The sequence below is a fragment of the Streptomyces sp. NBC_00663 genome, from assembly GCF_036226885.1.
Taxonomy (GTDB): domain Bacteria; phylum Actinomycetota; class Actinomycetes; order Streptomycetales; family Streptomycetaceae; genus Streptomyces.
On the sequence record NZ_CP109027.1, the window covers coordinates 5,292,934 to 5,308,347 of the forward strand.

15 protein-coding genes are annotated in these 15,414 nt (G+C 72.5%); 9 read left to right on the forward strand and 6 right to left on the reverse strand.

Going from position 1 to position 15,414, the window contains the following annotated elements; genetic code table 11:
• The first annotated feature begins 66 nt into the window (after positions 1 to 66).
• Genes dpgA through OG866_RS24135 form a run of 5 tightly spaced genes read left to right on the forward strand, consistent with a single transcriptional unit; the run spans position 67 to position 4,819 of the window.
• Positions 67 to 1,191, forward strand: a complete 1,125-nt coding sequence (dpgA, locus tag OG866_RS24115) for a 3,5-dihydroxyphenylacetyl-CoA synthase DpgA (RefSeq protein WP_329337704.1) — start codon at positions 67 to 69, stop codon at positions 1,189 to 1,191.
• 17 nt (positions 1,192 to 1,208) lie between these two features.
• Complete coding sequence (dpgB, locus tag OG866_RS24120) at positions 1,209 to 1,871, forward strand: enoyl-CoA-hydratase DpgB (protein ID WP_329337706.1); 663 nt, start codon at positions 1,209 to 1,211, stop codon at positions 1,869 to 1,871.
• The gene (gene dpgC, locus OG866_RS24125) at positions 1,871 to 3,169 is read left to right on the forward strand and encodes a (3,5-dihydroxyphenyl)acetyl-CoA 1,2-dioxygenase DpgC (RefSeq protein ID WP_329337707.1); all 1,299 of its coding nucleotides are present in this window, start codon (positions 1,871 to 1,873) and stop codon (positions 3,167 to 3,169) included. The genes dpgB and dpgC overlap by 1 nt, the downstream gene beginning before the upstream one ends.
• On the forward strand, positions 3,166 to 3,978 hold the full coding sequence (gene dpgD, locus OG866_RS24130) for an enoyl-CoA-hydratase DpgD (RefSeq protein ID WP_329337709.1): 813 nt from the start codon (positions 3,166 to 3,168) through the stop codon (positions 3,976 to 3,978). The genes dpgC and dpgD overlap by 4 nt, the downstream gene beginning before the upstream one ends.
• A gap of 31 nt (positions 3,979 to 4,009) precedes the next feature.
• Positions 4,010 to 4,819: an alpha/beta fold hydrolase gene (locus tag OG866_RS24135; RefSeq protein ID WP_329337711.1), complete on the forward strand. Its 810-nt coding sequence runs from the start codon at positions 4,010 to 4,012 to the stop codon at positions 4,817 to 4,819.
• Positions 4,820 to 4,836: 17 nt separating this feature from the next.
• Here the strand turns inward: OG866_RS24135 and OG866_RS24140 are convergent, their stop codons facing one another.
• Positions 4,837 to 5,718, reverse strand: coding sequence for an aminoglycoside phosphotransferase family protein (locus OG866_RS24140; protein WP_329337713.1), 882 nt, complete (start codon positions 5,716 to 5,718; stop codon positions 4,837 to 4,839).
• Between the two features lie 33 nt (positions 5,719 to 5,751).
• Between OG866_RS24140 and OG866_RS24145 the strand changes: the two genes are divergently transcribed.
• Together OG866_RS24145 and OG866_RS24150 are read left to right on the forward strand one after the other, a co-directional pair.
• Positions 5,752 to 6,405, forward strand: a complete 654-nt coding sequence (locus OG866_RS24145) for a rhomboid-like protein (RefSeq protein ID WP_329337715.1) — start codon at positions 5,752 to 5,754, stop codon at positions 6,403 to 6,405.
• Between the two features lie 9 nt (positions 6,406 to 6,414).
• On the forward strand, positions 6,415 to 7,821 hold the full coding sequence (locus tag OG866_RS24150; protein ID WP_329337717.1) for an NAD(P)/FAD-dependent oxidoreductase: 1,407 nt from the start codon (positions 6,415 to 6,417) through the stop codon (positions 7,819 to 7,821).
• 40 nt (positions 7,822 to 7,861) lie between these two features.
• Here the strand turns inward: OG866_RS24150 and OG866_RS24155 are convergent, their stop codons facing one another.
• The 3 genes from OG866_RS24155 to OG866_RS24165 all read right to left on the reverse strand — a co-directional run bounded on the left by OG866_RS24155 (position 7,862) and on the right by OG866_RS24165 (position 11,651).
• Positions 7,862 to 9,355, reverse strand: a complete 1,494-nt coding sequence (locus OG866_RS24155; RefSeq protein ID WP_329337719.1) for an MFS transporter — start codon at positions 9,353 to 9,355, stop codon at positions 7,862 to 7,864.
• 95 nt (positions 9,356 to 9,450) lie between these two features.
• On the reverse strand, positions 9,451 to 10,431 hold the full coding sequence (locus OG866_RS24160; protein ID WP_329337720.1) for a zinc-binding dehydrogenase: 981 nt from the start codon (positions 10,429 to 10,431) through the stop codon (positions 9,451 to 9,453).
• A 59-nt stretch (positions 10,432 to 10,490) separates the two neighbouring features.
• Entirely contained in the window at positions 10,491 to 11,651 is a 1,161-nt protein-coding gene (locus OG866_RS24165) for an FAD-dependent oxidoreductase (RefSeq protein WP_329337722.1), read from the reverse strand.
• Between the two features lie 157 nt (positions 11,652 to 11,808).
• Between OG866_RS24165 and OG866_RS24170 the strand changes: the two genes are divergently transcribed.
• Positions 11,809 to 12,519: a pentapeptide repeat-containing protein gene (locus OG866_RS24170; protein WP_329337724.1), complete on the forward strand. Its 711-nt coding sequence runs from the start codon at positions 11,809 to 11,811 to the stop codon at positions 12,517 to 12,519.
• 21 nt (positions 12,520 to 12,540) lie between these two features.
• Here the strand turns inward: OG866_RS24170 and OG866_RS24175 are convergent, their stop codons facing one another.
• Positions 12,541 to 13,002, reverse strand: a complete 462-nt coding sequence (locus OG866_RS24175) for a hypothetical protein (RefSeq protein ID WP_329337725.1) — start codon at positions 13,000 to 13,002, stop codon at positions 12,541 to 12,543.
• 75 nt (positions 13,003 to 13,077) lie between these two features.
• Positions 13,078 to 13,578 (reverse strand): hypothetical protein, encoded by a 501-nt coding sequence (locus tag OG866_RS24180; RefSeq protein ID WP_329337727.1) that lies wholly within the window; start codon positions 13,576 to 13,578, stop codon positions 13,078 to 13,080.
• Between the two features lie 324 nt (positions 13,579 to 13,902).
• Between OG866_RS24180 and OG866_RS24185 the strand changes: the two genes are divergently transcribed.
• Entirely contained in the window at positions 13,903 to 15,306 is a 1,404-nt protein-coding gene (locus OG866_RS24185; protein WP_329337729.1) for a M1 family metallopeptidase, read from the forward strand.
• Positions 15,307 to 15,414: the final 108 nt, after the last annotated feature.

Here is a 15,414-nt window from a genome sequence, read left to right on the forward strand (position 1 = left end):
AGTGAGCGGGAACTGCAACGCACAACGATCGCGGTCCAAGCCGCGAATGTGGGGGTGGACTTTTCGATGACAGTCAGCCTGGACCGGCCGCCGCTGGCCCTGACCGGTGACGGCGCCCTGAAGACGCCGTACCGGCCGCGGATCGTCGGGGTGGGGACGGCCGCCTCGGCCGTCACCTACTCCCAGCAGGAGGTGCTCGACGCGTTCGGCATCACCGATCCGAAGATCCAGTCCGTCTTCGCCAACAGCGCCATCGACCGGCGCCATCTGACCCTGCCGGAACCGGACATCGACGGTGTCCGCGCCCCCGAGCCGCAGGGCGACCTGATCGACAAGCACAAGACCATGGCGGTCGAGATGGGCGCCGAGGCACTGCGCGCCTGTCTGAAGCGGGCGGGTGCCGAACTCTCCGATCTGCGGCATCTGTGCTGTGTGTCGTCGACCGGTTTCCTCACCCCCGGCCTGAGCGCCCTGATGATCCGTGAGCTGGGCATCGACCGGCATTGCAGCCGCAGCGACATCGTCGGCATGGGCTGCAACGCGGGCCTGAACGCGCTGAACGTCGTGGCCGGCTGGTCCGCCGCGCACCCCGGTGAACTCGCCGTCGTGCTCTGCACGGAGGCCTGCTCGGCGGCGTACGCCATGGACGGCTCGATGCGGACCGCGGTCGTCAACAGCCTCTTCGGTGACGGTGCCGGAGCGATCGCCCTGATGGCCGGGCCGGGTGACGAGGCGTCCGGGACCACCGAGGGCCCGACGGTCCTGAAGTTCGCCAGCTGCATCATCCCCGAGGCGATCGGCGCGATGCGCTACGACTGGGACCGCGAGCTGGACCGGTTCAGCTTCTATCTCGATCCCCAGATCCCCTACGTCGTCGGCGCCCACGCCGAGATCGTGGTCGACCGCCTGCTCGGGGACACCGGGCTGCGGCGGAGCGACATCCGCCACTGGCTCGTGCACTCCGGCGGCAAGAAGGTGATCGACGCGGTCGTGGTCAACCTCGGGCTGACCCGCCACGACCTGCGGCACACCGTCGGCGTCCTGCGGGACTACGGCAACGTGTCGAGCGGATCGTTCCTTTTCTCGTACGAACGGCTCCTCGACGAGCAGGTGACCCGGCCCGGCGACTACGGAGTGCTCATGACCATGGGACCGGGCTCCACGCTCGAGACGGCGCTGGTGCAGTGGTGACGACAGGAGAGAGCGCAGTGAGTGACCTGAGCGGCGTGCCGACACTGACCATCGACGGCTCCCAGCCGCTGTCGATCAGGACCGTCAAGGACGTCACCGTCCTGTGCGACGAGGCGGAGGACCGGGGCGGGGCGGTGATCCTGCGCGTCACCGGCGCACCCGCGCCGGGCTGGGCCGACGGGCTGGACGTCGCCCTCGTCACCAAGTGGGAACGGGTGCTGCGGCGGCTCGAACGGCTGCCCGCGGTGACCGTCGCGCTCGCGAGCGGCGACTGCGGCGGAACGGCCCTCGACGCCTTCCTCACCGCCGACGTCCGGATCGCGACCCGCAGCAGTCGGCTGCTGCTGCCCTTCGAGGGGGAGGCCACCTGGCCCGGCATGGCCGTCTTCCGGCTCGCCCGCCTGGCCGGTGCCGCGCGCGCCCGCCGTGCCGTTCTGTTCGGCCAGCCGGTCCAGGCCCCCGAGGCGCTGATGCTGGGTATCGCCGACGAGCTGACCGAGACCCCCGACGCGGCGGCGGCCACCACCGTCGAGCGCCTCAAGGGCCTCTCCGGCAAGGAGGTCGCCCTGCGCCGCCAGCTCTTCCTCGACGCGGCCACCACCAGCTTCGAGGACGCCCTCGGCCCGCATCTGGCGGCCTGCGACCGCGTGCTGCGGCGCACCGCCGAGGAGGCCGCCTGATGGTGGCGTCCAGCGATGAGACGCAGCAGTGGTCGGCCCTGACGGAGGCCGCCGAGCAGGTGGACAAGGCACTCGCGTCCCTGCCGGAGCCGACCCGCCGCACCCCGCACCAGCGCGCCGAGGCCGAAGGGGCGAAGAAGCGGGCCCGCGCCCTGCGCGCCCGCTTCCTGGACGTCCACGCCGACACCGTGTACGACCGGCTCACCGAAGGGCGCACCCGTAGCCTGCGCGTCGACGAACTGGTCGCGGCCGCCGCGGACGCCTACCCCGCGCTGGTACCGGACGCCTCCCGTCTCGCGCAGGAGCGGAGCCGTCCGCAGGCCGACAAGGAAGGCCACGAGATAGACCAGGGCATCTTCCTGCGGGCCGTCCTGCGCTCGCCCACGGCCGGCCCGCACCTCCTCGACGCCATGCTCCGGCCGACCGCCCGCGCCGAGCGGCTGCTCCCGGAGTTCCTGCGCACCGGCGTGGTGGAGCTGGAAGCCGTACGGCTGGAACGCCGGGACGGTGTCGCACGGCTGACGATGTGCCGGCACGACCGGCTCAACGCCGAGGACAACCAGCAGGTCGACGACATGGAGACCGCCGTCGACCTGGCTCTCCTCGACCCGGACGTGCGGGTCGGGCTGCTGCGCGGCGGGGAGATGAGCCACCCCCGCTACCGCGGCAAGCGGGTGTTCAGCGCGGGCATCAACCTGAAGAACCTCAGCTCAGGGGACATCTCCCTGGTCGACTTCCTGCTGCGCCGCGAACTCGGCTATATCCACAAGCTCGTCCGCGGTCTGCGCGTCGAGGGCGCCGGGGCGCCGTGGCACTCGCCGTACGTCGAGAAGCCGTGGGTCGCCGCCGTCGACGGCTTCGCGATCGGCGGCGGCGCCCAGCTGCTGCTGGTGTTCGACCACGTCCTGGCCGCGTCCGACGCCTACCTCAGCCTCCCGGCGGCCAAGGAGGGGATCATCCCCGGCGTGGCCAACTTCCGCTTCAGCCGGTACGTCGGGCCCCGGCTGTCCCGTCAGGTGATCCTGGAGGGCCGCCGGATCTGGGCCTCGGAGCCGGCAGCCCGGCTGCTGGTGGACGAGGTCGTGGACCCGCAGGAGCTGGACGACGCCGTCGAGCGGAGCCTGGCCCGCTTCGACGGCGAGGCGGTGCTCGCCAACCGGCGGATGCTCAACCTCGCCGAGGAGCCCGCCGAGGCGTTTCGCGCCTACATGGCGGAGTTCGCCCTCCAGCAGGCGCTGCGGCTCTACGGGGAGGACGTCATCCACAAGGTCGGCAAGTTCGCGGCGAGGTCCGCGTGAGCGCCGCCGGCCGTTCCCGGGTGCGGTACGAGAAGAAGGACCACCTCGCCCACGTCACCCTCGACCGGCCCGAGGTGCTGAACGCGATGGACCTGCGGATGCACGAGGAACTCGCCGGTGTCTGGGACGACGTGGAGGCCGACGACGACATCCGCGCGGTCGTCCTGACCGGGGCGGGTGAGCGGGCCTTCTCCGTCGGACAGGACCTGAAGGAACGCAGCCGCCTCGACGGCGCGGGCACCCCGCGCACGACCTTCGGCAGCCGGGGCCTGCCCGGCTGGCCCCGGCTCACCGAACGGTTCACCCTGTCCAAACCGGTGGTGGCGCGGGTCAACGGCTACGCCCTCGGCGGCGGCTTCGAGCTGGCGCTCGCCTGCGACCTCGTCATCGCCTCGCACGACGCGGTCTTCGCCCTGCCCGAGGCCAAGCTCGGGCTGATCCCCGGCGCGGGCGGCGCGTTCCGGCTCGCCCGCCAGCTGCCCCTGAAGACCGCGATGGGGTACCTGCTCACCGGGCGCTCCATGGACGCGGCGACCGCGCTGCACTTCGGGCTGGTCAACGAGGTCGCCGACGACGAGGAAGGCGATTTGGACCGCCGGGTGGCCGCCTGGACGGACGACCTGGTGCGCAGCGCGCCCCTGTCGGTGCGGGCCATCAAGGAGTCCGTGATGCGCTCGCTCGACCAGCCGCTGGAGGAGGCGTTCGCCACCCGCTATGTGTGGGAGGAGCGGCGCATGCAGAGCGAGGACGCCGTGGAGGGCCCCCGTGCCTTCGCGGAGAAACGCGCTCCCGTGTGGTCCGGCCACTGAGCCGGAGGAGGAACGACGGAAGGACCTGCCGATGCCGCTCGCGCGCGTCAACGGGATCGAACTCAGTTACGACGACCATGGCCCCGCCGACCGGGCGGAGCCCGTCGTGATGCTCGCCGGCACCGGCGGGCCGGGACGGATCTGGCGGAGCCACCAGGTCCCCGCCCTCAGGGCGGCCGGCCACCGGGTGATCACGCTCGACAACCGGGGCATCCCGCCGACCGGGCCGTCCGTCGTCGGCTTCACCCTCGCCGACATGGCCGCGGACGTCGCCGCGCTGATCGAGCGCCTGGGGGCGGGCCCGTGCCGGGTGGTGGGCCACTCGCTGGGCGGGCTCATCGCGCAGGAACTCGTCCTCGCCCGGCCCGAACTCGTCAGCCGTGCCGTGCTGATGGCCAGCTGCGGACGGGCGGACGCGCTGATCGCCGCCATGTCGGCGGCCGACATCGAGCTGGCCGACAGCGGCGTCAAGATCCCGCCCTCGGTGTCGGCGTACCAACACGCCCTACAGAACCTCTCGCCCCGCACGCTCAACTACGAGGACGGGCTGCGGGACTGGCTCGGCATCTTCGAGCTCTCCGCGCCCGACCCGTCGACGATCCGCGCGCAACTCGGCCTTGAGGTCATCCCGAACCGCCTTCCGCACTACCGCCGGATCAGGCGCCCCTGCCTCGTCATCGGGTTCCAGGACGACCTGGTCGTCCGCCCGCATCTGTCACGCGAACTCGCCCTGGCCATCCCGGGCGCCCAGTACACGGAGATCCCCGGCTGCGGCCACTACGGCTATCTGGAGCGGCCCGACGCCGTGAACGAGGCGCTCATCGCCTTCCTCGCCGACTGAGCGGACGCCAGGACGGCTCAGAGGGCCCGCAACCGCCGTACGACCTCCAGCTGTTCCGTCTCCAACGGGCGGCCGTCCTCGATCTCCCACAGACAGTTCTGGAGGACCCGCCCGAGCGTCCAGGCACGCGCGCGTGCCCGGTCCAGACCCAGGACGTCCGTCAGGGCGTCGAAGCGCCAGCGCACCTCGCCGGGGTCGAAGCGGTTGTCGATCGCGGGCAGCAGGTCGAAGCCGGGGTCGCCGGCCAGCGGCTTGGGGTCGATGGCGAGCCAGTCCGCGCGGTCGGCGCCGAGGACGTTGTCGTAGTGCAGGTCCCAGTGCAGCAGCCGGTCGCCGGGCTCGTCCACGACCTCCGCCACGGCGGCGGCGCAGTCCGCGACCAGGGCCCGTGCCTCCGGGTCGGCGATCCGGTCCAGTGCCGACGGCGTGCGCTCCAGCATGGCCGAGGCGATGTCGCCCAGCGCGCGCATGCCGTCCGGGGCCGGTGAGGCGGTCAGGTGGGCCAGGAGGCGGGCTATGACGAGGACGGCCCGGCGGGAGTCGGGGTCGTAGGACAGCATGCGGCGCGGGTCGAGGCGTTCCAGCAGGATCGTGCCGGTGGCCGCGTCGTGGTCGAGGAGGCGTACCGCGCCGTCGCCGTCCCAGACGCGCAGGGCGACGGGCTCGCCCTCGCTCTCCTCGTCGAGCAGTTGCAGTTTCAGGACGGCTCCGGTGCCGTCCGCCCGCAGCACGGGCAGGACGAGGGCGCTGACGCCGTGCATGGCCGCGCCGTCCGGCCGCAGTCCCCAGTCCGCCAGGAAGCGCTCCGCCTGTTCCGGGAGCCCGGCGATGAACGCCCGCCCCGCCGCTCCGTTGAACTTCTCCTGCGCCGCCGCGAGTCCGGCCGGAATGTCGATCACGCCGCGAGCGTACCGGCGTGGGTAAATCGGCTCATGCGAATGAGGCGGGGCCTGCACAGGGTGTGGACGTACGTGCGCGGCGCGCCCGGCACGTACATCTGGCTGGCCGTCCTGTTCGTGACGACCGTCGCCCTGCATCACATGTCGCCGGAGTTCGAGGAGCAGTTCCTGCGCCAGCGCTCGACCAACATCCGTGAGCTGTCGAGCAATCCGGTGCGGGTGCTGGTCTCCAGCGCGATGTGGATCGACGGCGGGGTCTGGCTGCCGTACGCCGTCCTGTACTCCGTCTTCCACGCGCCGGCCGAGCGCTGGCTGGGGACGGCGCGCTGGCTGGCGGTCTGCGCGGCGGCGCATGTGCTGGCGACCCTGATCAGCGAGGGGGCGCTGCTGTGGGGCATCCGGCACGGGATGGCGCCCGAGTCGGCCGTCAACACCCTTGACATCGGCGTGAGTTACGCGCTGGCCGGGGTGGTGGCGGTGCTCGCGTACCGGATCCCGGTGCCCTGGCGGGCGCCGTACGCCGCCGCCGTGCTGATCGTCTACGGCGTGCCGCTCGTCACCGGCCGGACCTTCACCGACCTCGGCCACTTCACCTCGGCGCTGATCGGATTCGCGTGCTATCCGCTGGTCAGAGGCCGGGAAAGACCACGAAATCCGAAGGAGACAGCGGCGGCCGTGGGCGGCTAACGTCCCCGCATGAGCAGCTCGGCCAACGCTGTCGTGAACGGCGGCATCTCGTTCTGGTTCGCGGACGACGGTTTTCCGGCGGTACGGGAGCCCCTCGCCGGTGACGCCACGGCGGACGTGGTGATCGTCGGCGGCGGTTACACGGGCCTGTGGACCGCGTACTACCTCAAGAAGGCGGCCCCCTTCCTGCGCGTCACCGTCCTGGAGCAGAAGTTCTGCGGCTACGGCGCCTCGGGCCGCAACGGCGGCTGGCTCTACAACGGCATCGCGGGCCGCGACCGCTACGCGAAGCTGCACGGCCACGAGGCGGCGGTGCGGTTGCAGCGGGCGATGAACGACACCGTCGGCGAGGTCGTCCGGGTCGCCGAGGACGAGGGCATCGACGCGGACGTCCACCAGGGCGGCGTGCTCGAAGTGGCCCGTACGCCCGCCCAGTTGGCCCGGCTGAAGGACTTCCACGCGCACGAGCTGTCGTACGGCGAGAAGGACCGCGAGCTGTACGACGCCCGGGGGACGGCCGAGCGGATCCGGGTCGCGGACGCCGTCGGCTCCTCCTGGACCCCGCACGGCGCGCGCCTGCACCCCGTGAAGCTGGTGAAGGGGCTGGCCGCGGTCGTCGAGGCGCTCGGGGTGGTCATCCACGAGGGGACGCCGGTGACGGAGATCCGGCCGAAGCACGCGGTGACGCCGTACGGCACGGTCCGCGCCCCTTATGTGCTGCGCTGCACCGAGGGGTTCACGGCGAGCCTCAAGGGCCAGCGACGGACCTGGCTGCCGATGAACTCGTCGATGGTGGTCACCCAGCCGCTGACGGACGAGCAGTGGGAGACGGTCGGCTGGGACGGGCGCCAGGCGCTGGGCGACATGGCGCACGCGTACATGTACGCGCAGCGCACGGCCGACGGGCGGATCGCGCTGGGCGGACGCGGGGTGCCGTACCGCTTCGGCTCGCGGACGGACAACGACGGCCGGACCCAGGAGGCGACGGTCGAGGCGCTGCGCGAGATCCTCGTGAGCTTCTTCCCGTCACTGGCCGGGGTCGCCGTCGAACACGCCTGGTCGGGCGTGCTGGGCGTCCCGCGCGACTGGTGCGCGACGGTCACGTTGGACCGGGCTACGGGCCTCGGCTGGGCCGGGGGTTACGTCGGCTCGGGCGTGGCCACCACCAACCTCGCCGCCCGCACCCTGCGCGACCTGGTGCAACTGGACTCCGGCCAGGCCGGCCGGACCGCTCTCACGGATCTGCCGTGGGTCGGACACAAGGTCCGCAAGTGGGAGCCGGAACCGTTCCGCTGGCTCGGCGTCCAGGGCATGTACGCGACGTATCGAGCGGCGGACCGGCGGGAGGCGGCGTCGCACGCGGCGGGGTCGTCGCGGTTGGCGCGGTTGGCGGATCGGGTCGCGGGTCGGCACTGAGCGCCGCGGTCGCGGGACGCACTGAGCGCCACCGGCCGGCTCACGCCACCGATTCCGGTACGGGAGCCTGCGCCGCCGCTCCCTGCCCGGACGGCTTCGCCGTCACCATCAGCGCCGCCACCACCCCCGCCAGCAGCATGATTCCCGCCGCCCACCAGATCGCGACCGTGTACCCGTGCACGACCGCCTCCTTCGTGACCAGGTCCCGGTCGGCGCCGCCGCTCAGGTGGGCCGCTACATAGGCCGCGCTGCTGGTCGTGGCGATCGTGTTGAGCAGGGCCGTGCCGATCGAACCGCCCACCTGCTGGGAGGTGTTGACGGTGGCCGAGGTGACGCCGGAGTCCTGCGGAGCCACGCCCGCGGTCGCGGTGGCGAAGACCGGCATGAAGGTGAGGCCCATGCCGAGGCCCATGAGGATCAGGGCGGGGAGGATCTCCGTCGGATAGTCGGAGTCGATCGTCATCCGGGTCAGGATCACCATGCCGCCCGCGGCGAGGACCATGCCGGGAGCCATCAGCATCCGGGGCGGCACGCGGTCCATCAGACGGGCCGAGATCTGCGTGGAGCCGATGATGATCGCGGCCGTGAGGGGCAGGAAGGCCAGGCCGGTCTTGACGGGTGAGTAGGCGAGGATCACCTGGAGGTAGTAGGTCATGAACAGGAACAGGCCGAACATGCCGATGACGGCGAGGCCCATGGTCAGGAAGCAGCCGGCCCGGTTGCGGTCCTTGACGATGTGCAGGGGGAGCAGCGGCACGGGGGCCCTGGTCTGCCACCACACGAAGGCCGACAGAAGGACCACGCCGGCCGCGAAGAGCCCCAGCACCAGGGAGTCCGTCCAGCCGCGCGGCTGGGCCTCGCTGAAGCCGTAGACGATGGCGACCAGTCCGCCGCAGCCCAGCAGCGCGCCGGGCACGTCCAGGCGGACGTCCGCGTGTCCGGGGCGGTCGTGGAGGAGGGCCAGCGCGCCGAAGACGGCGACGACGGCGATGGGGACGTTGACGTAGAGGCACCAGCGCCAGTCGAGGTACTCGGTGAGCAGCCCGCCGACGATGAAGCCGATGGCGGAGCCGGAGCCGGCGAGGGCGCCGTAGATGCCGAAGGCCTTGCCGCGTTCCTTGGGGTCCGTGAAGGTCGTGGTCAGAAGGCTGAGCGCGGAGGGGGCCAGGACCGCGGCGAAGACGCCCTGAAGGGCTCGGGCACCGAAGAGCATGCCGGAGTTCTGGGCCGCGCCGCCGAGGGCGGAGGCGGCGGCGAAGCCGATGAGGCCGATGACGAACGTGCGTTTGCGGCCCACGAGGTCGGCGATCCGGCCGCCGAGCAGGAGAAGGCCGCCGAAGGCGAGGGTGTAGGCGGTGATCACCCATTGCCGGTTGGCGTCGGACATGCCCAGGTCCTCCTGTGCGGAGGGGAGGGCGATGTTCACGATGGTGGCGTCGAGGACGACCATCAGCTGGGCGAGGGCGATGATCACCAGGCCCCACCAGCGGCGGGGGTCGGCCTGATCCGGTTCACCTGTTTGGGTGACACTCACCCCGTCAGAAGACCATGAATCGGGACGTACCGCATCCGCGAGAGGCGCCTCATCGTCGAGCTCTGTGGTGGCTCATGGTCGAGCCTCGCGGCGGCTCATGGTTCGAGTACGACCTTCCCGGTGGTCCCCCGTGTCTCCAGCGCCCGGTGCGCGGCGGCCGCCTCGGCGAGCGGGAAGCGCTGCACCGCCGGGGTGAGGCGGCCCACGGCGGCCTCGGTGAGGGCGCGTAGTTCCAGCGTGCGGACGGGGTTGGGGCCGCCGGCCTTCCGCATCATCACGGGGCCGAGGACCTGTTCGGAGACCCCGTCGACGAGGTGCGGCGCGCCGCCCTGGATGCCTTCGGCGGACCAGCCGAACACGAGGTGCCGGCCGCCGGGGGCGAGGAGGGCGAGGGCCTCGCGGGCCACGTCGCCGCCGACACCGTCGAAGACGACGGTCACCTTGTCGCCGCCGAGGTGGGCGCGGACCTTGTCGGGCCAGGCCGGGTCCCTGTAGTCGACGGCGAGATCGGCGCCGTTCGCCTCGACGAGGGCGGTCTTCGCGGGGCCTCCGGCGAGGCCGACGACGGTGGCGCCGGCGTTCTTGGCGTACTGCACGAGCAGGGTGCCGATACCCCCGGCGGCGGCCGGGACGAGGGCCACGGAGCCGGGGCCGAGCTCGCTGAACTGGAGGATCCCCATCGCCGTACGGCCCGTCCCGATCATGGCGACGGCCTCGGCGAAGTCCAGGTTGCCGGGAATCTCGTGGACGCGGTCGACATCGGTGACGGCGAGCTCGGCGTAGCCGCCGGGCGCGAAGCCGAGGTGGGCGACGACGCGCTTGCCGAGCCACAGGGCGGCGACGCCGTCGCCGAGGGACTCGACCACACCGGCGACCTCGCGGCCGGGGACCGTGGGCAGACGGGGCGGTTCGGGCAGCGGGCCCTGGGCGCCCTCGCGCAGGGCGGTGTCCAGGAGGTGGACACCGGAGGCCCGTACGGCGATACGGACCTGGCCCGGGCCGGGGCAGGGGTCCTCGACCTGTTCGAGGACGAGGTTCTCGGCCGGGCCGAAGGCGTGCAGGCGGACGGCGTGCATGAAGGCTCCCTGGGCGGCTGCGGTTGAGGCGGCTGTTGTCGAGGCCCCAGCCTTCAACCTCAAGCATGCTTGAGGTCAAGGGCGTTACGGCCGAGAGCCAGGGACACGGCGGTGAGCGCGCTGTTGAAGGAGACCTCGGACAGCACGCCGGGGGCGGCGACCTGGTCGCCGGCGAGGTAGACGCCGTCGCCGCGGTCGATGGCGGGGCGGTCCCGCCAACTGGTGCTCGGCAGGTCGACGGCGCCGGTACGGCCGTTCGCGACGGCCTCGCCGCGCCAGGTCACGCGGGTGCGCCAGCCGTCGAAGGCGAGGTCGAGGAGCTGCTCGGCACGCGCGACGCCGTCGGCCTTGGACTCGTGCGGGGCGAGCGGGATCTGGCCCTGGATCAGCTGTTCGCCGGCGGGAGCGAGGGTGCGGTCCTGGGCGGTGAAGCGCTCGATCCAGCCCGGGGAGTCGAGGTCGGAGACGGCGAAGGCGTCGCCGCGCCGGGTGCGGACGGCGAGGTCGACGAGAGCCGTACGGCCGCTCGCCCAGGTCAGCGAGTCGTCGGCGAGGAGACGGCGGGCGGCGGCGAGGGAGGTGGCGACGATCACGGGCGTGTCCGTGGGGAGCGTGTCGACGCGGGACAGGGTCTCCATACGGACGCCGAGGTTCCAGGCGCGGGCGGCCATACGGTCGACGACGCTCGCCCAGCCGCCGACCGGGTAGTGCGCCTCGGGCGGCAGCTTGGTGGCGCGGCGCAGGCGCTCCTGCACGAACGCCGCGGACAGGGAGCCGGGGTCGTGGTGGAACAGGGCGACGGCCGAGTAGTGGGCGGCGGCACGCGCGGCCTCCTCCCCGGCGATGGGGGCGGCCCAGGTCAGGAAGTCGGTGTCGACGGGGGCCTGGGGGAGGCCGGGGCGCAGCAGCTTGAGCAGGGCGAAGGGCGGGGTGCGGCGCAGGACGCCCTTGTGGCGCAGCCGTAGCCGGGCCGCCTCCAGGGGCGGCAGCGGGGCGAGCGGGCCGATGAGGTCGCGCTGCTTGAGCCAGGCCCAGTGCGGGCCGCCGTTGTAGAGGGCGTGCGGGCCCTCGTTGGTCCGGTACGGCCCCTCGGCGGTCCGGGCCCGCCCGCCGAGGGTGTGGTGGGCCTCGTGGAGGGTGACCTTGGCGCCCGCTTCGGCGGCGGTGACGGCCGCGGTGAGTCCGGCGAGGCCGCCGCCGATGACGGTGATGCGGTGCATGGGTGGGTGTTCCTCTCGGTCGGGACGTGGGGGGTCGATGTGTGGGCTGCTGCGGATACGACGTCCGCGCGCGCGGAAATGTGACGTCAGGGGGTGTACTCGCAGGTCAGGGCGTGGGTCCCGGGCCGTTGTCAGTGGTGGGGTGCAGCATGGGGGCATGGCGAGGCGAGCGGCGGGCGGGACGGGCAGGACGGGCGGGGCCGTTGGTGGCGGCGGGTCCGGTGTGAGGGCGGCGCGGCGGCCGGAGGTGCGATTGCCCGCGCTGGAGGCGTACGGCGGGGAGCTGGAGCCGGACGGGGACTACGACGGACTGGAGTTCCGGGACCTGGACCTCGCCGGGCAGGACGGCGGGGGCGCCCGGTTCATGGACTGCGCGCTGACCGAGTGCGCGCTGGACGAGACACGGCTGCGCCACGCGCGCTTCCTGGACTCGGTCCTCACCGGTGTGCGGGGCGTCGGCACGGATCTGTCCGAGGCGACGCTGCGTGACGTCGAATCGGTGGACGCGCGGCTGGGCGGGGTGCAGTTGCACGGGGCGGTGCTGGAGCGGGTGGTGATCCGCGGCGGCAAGATCGACTACCCGAACCTGCGGGCGGCCCGCCTCAGAGACGTCGTCTTCGAGGGGTGCGTGCTGGTGGAACCGGACTTCGGAGGCGCCCGCCTGGAGCGCGTCGAGTTCATCGACTGCGCCCTCAGACGCGCGGACCTCACCGGCGCCACCCTCACGGACGTCGACCTGCGCGGCGCGGCCGAACTGGACATCGCCCGAGGGGTGGAGCGACTGGCGGGGGCGGTGGTCAGCCCGGCACAACTGCTCGATCTGGCACCGGTACTGGCGGGGCAGCTGGGGATCCGGGTGGAGGGCTGAGGATGCCGTCGACCGGCGTTCTCAGCCGATGAGGGCCTGGAAGCTCTCGATGGTGCGGCGGCGCGCGGTCATGAAGGCGAGCCACGAGCCGTCGGCGTAGTGCACACGGAAGCGCGCCAGCAGCTGGAGGCGGGGACGCCGTTCGACCCGGACGACCCAATCGCGTGGGACTTCCCACACGGGGACGCCGTCCCGCTGCCCGACCAGCCCGACCCGCTGGTCGGTGACCCGCAGGACGAGGGCGCCGCCGGCGGTCCGCGGCATGCTCGCGGCGATGCTGCCGGCTCCACCGGAGGCGGCGCCGACGGTGTGCATCAAGTGGTCGCCCAGTTCGCCGCCGCGTTGACCATGGCCGTGGATCTTCATCTTGACGCCCTTGGCGTCCTTGGCCGGGACGACTACGCCGTAGGTCTGGAGCTGCTCGCCGGCGGCCAACTGGCTGCGTGCGGAGCGTTCGTTGAGGGAGAGGGTGGGTTCGGACACGAGGCGCGATCGTACCGGGGGCGTGTAGGCCGGCCCGTGGGGGCCCGCCCGTGACGCGCATATCCCCGGCCGGGCTCAGCTCACCCTGGGGAACTTGGCCTGGAGGGTCCAGATCGCCGGGTTCTCGCCCAGGTCCTCGTGGAGGTCGGTCAGGTCGGCGAGGAGGTCGTGGAGGAAGTCGCGGGCCTCGCGGCGCAGGTCGGCGTGGGAGAAAGTGAGCGGGGGGTCCTCGGCCGGCATCCAGTCCGACTCGATGTCCACCCAGCCGAAGCGGCGCTCGAAGAGCATGCGGTCCGTGGACTCGGTGAAGTCGAGTTCGGCGTACTGAGGGCGGGAGGCGCGGGAGCCCGCCGGGTCGAGGTCGAGGTGTTCCACGATGTCGCACAGGGCCCACGCGAAGTCGAGCACCGGCACCCATCCCCAGGCTGTGGACAACTCCCGGTCCGCCTTGGTGTCGGCGAGGTAGACGTCGCCGCAGAACAGGTCGTGCCGCAGCGCGTGGACGTCCGCGCGGCGGTAGTCGGTCTGGGGCGGGTCGGGGAAGCGGTTGGAGAGGGCGTAGCCGATGTCGAGCACGTACGTGATGGTGTCACGCCACCCGGACCGGGGCGTCCGGCGTCCGGCGTCCGATGGGCCGGGGGTCGGGGGGCGGGCGTCCGCGGGTCCGAGGGTCGGGGGCGGGCGTCCGTGGGCCGGGGGTCGGGGGCGGGTGTCGGAGGGGCCGGGGGCTGGGCGTCCGAGGGGCGGGTGTCCGAGGGGCGGGGGCGGGTGTTCGCGGGCCCGGGCGGCCGGGGGCGGGTGTCGGAGGGGCCGGGCGTCCGCGGGTCCGCGGGTCCGCGGGGCGGGTGTCCGAGGGGCGGGGCGGGTGTCCGCGGGGCCGGGCGTCCTAGGATCTCTGGCATGTCCAGATCCGCACGCCTTGTCCCGGCCTGTGTCTCCGCCCTGACCGCTCTCGCCGCGCTCACCCTCACGGCATGCGGCGCCGGCGACGGCGCGGTGCGGGGCACCCCAGGGGGAGCCGGGGTGCGCGACCCGTATTTCCCCAAGGCGGGCAACGGCGGATACGACGTCGGCCACTACGACCTGCGCCTGTCCTACGACCCGGACACCGACCACCTGTCCGGCACCGCCGGCATCACCGCCCGGGCCACGCAGGACCTGTCCGCCTTCGACCTGGACCTGAAGGGGCTGGACGTCGAGTCCGTCACGGTCGAGGGAAGGGCCGCCCGCTTCCACCGCACCGGCCAGGAGCTGACCGTCCGCCCCCACGACGGCCTCGACAAGGGGGAGACCTTCAAGGCCGAGGTCCGCTACTCCGGCACCCCCCGGACCCTCACCGACGCCGACGGCTCCCAGGAGGGCTGGCTGCGCACCGCCGACGGAGCGGTGGCCCTCGGCGAGCCGATCGGGTCGATGACGTGGTTCCCCGGCAACCACCACCCCGCGGACAAGGCGTCGTACGACATCACGGTCACCGTCCCGGACGGTCTGGAAGCCGTCTCCAACGGGGAGTTGAGGAAGAAGGAGACCGGTGACGCGGGCACGACCTTCTCCTGGCACACGGCCGAGCCCATGGCGAGCTATGTCGCCACCCTCGCCGTCGGCGACTACGGCATCCACCGCTCCACCGCCGCTGACGTGCCCGTCTACACGGCCGTCCGGGAAGGGGAGAGCGCGAAGGCGCTCGCGCGGCTGCCCGAGATCATGGAGTGGGGGGAAGAGAACTTCGGGCCCTACCCCTTCTCCTCCACCGGCGCGATCGTCGGCGGCGAGGACGACGCCGAGTACGCCCTGGAGACGCAGAACCGGCCCTTCTTCCCCGGCGCCCCCGACACCGGGCTCCTGGTGCACGAGCTCGCCCACCAGTGGTTCGGCGACTCCGTCACCCCGAAGAGCTGGCGGGACATGTGGCTCAACGAGGGGTTCGCGACATACGCGGAGTGGCTGTGGGAGGAGGACGAGGGCGGCGACAGCGCGCAGGACACCTTCGACCGGCTCTACGAGGAGGGGGAGGACGAGTATCCGGACCTGTGGGCGTTCCCGCCGGCCGAGCCGAACGGGGCCGCGCACCTCTCCGACGATCCCGTCTACCAGCGCGGCGCGATGGTGATCCAGAAGATCCGGCAGACGGTCGGCGACGACACCTTCTACGACATCGTGCAAGGCTGGACGGCCGGGCACCGGCACGGCAACGCCGACACCGACGACTTCACGGAGTACGTCGAACAGCGGGCGCCGGACGAGGACTTCGACGCGATCTGGGACGAGTGGCTGTACGGGGAGGGCAAGCCGGCACGACCGTAACGGTCACCCGGTGATCAGAGAACGGTCCCGGACGGTCACGGATGGCTCCGGGCGGTCGGGAACAGGCGCCTTCCGGACGGCCGCCCCGCATATGCGTCGGTATACCTA

Excerpts from the sequence above, each read along its gene's own strand:
- dpgA (WP_329337704.1), top strand. The coding sequence starts at position 67 with ATGACAGTCAGCCTGGACCGGCCGCCGCTGGCCCTGACCGGTGACGGC.
- dpgC (WP_329337707.1), top strand. The coding sequence starts at position 1,871 with ATGGTGGCGTCCAGCGATGAGACGCAGCAGTGGTCGGCCCTGACGGAG.
- OG866_RS24135 (WP_329337711.1), top strand. The coding sequence starts at position 4,010 with ATGCCGCTCGCGCGCGTCAACGGGATCGAACTCAGTTACGACGACCAT.
- OG866_RS24145 (WP_329337715.1), top strand. The coding sequence starts at position 5,752 with ATGCGAATGAGGCGGGGCCTGCACAGGGTGTGGACGTACGTGCGCGGC.
- OG866_RS24150 (WP_329337717.1), top strand. The coding sequence starts at position 6,415 with ATGAGCAGCTCGGCCAACGCTGTCGTGAACGGCGGCATCTCGTTCTGG.
- OG866_RS24160 (WP_329337720.1), bottom strand. The coding sequence starts at position 10,431 with ATGCACGCCGTCCGCCTGCACGCCTTCGGCCCGGCCGAGAACCTCGTC.
- OG866_RS24165 (WP_329337722.1), bottom strand. The coding sequence starts at position 11,651 with ATGCACCGCATCACCGTCATCGGCGGCGGCCTCGCCGGACTCACCGCG.
- OG866_RS24170 (WP_329337724.1), top strand. The coding sequence starts at position 11,809 with ATGGCGAGGCGAGCGGCGGGCGGGACGGGCAGGACGGGCGGGGCCGTT.
- OG866_RS24185 (WP_329337729.1), top strand. The coding sequence starts at position 13,903 with ATGTCCAGATCCGCACGCCTTGTCCCGGCCTGTGTCTCCGCCCTGACC.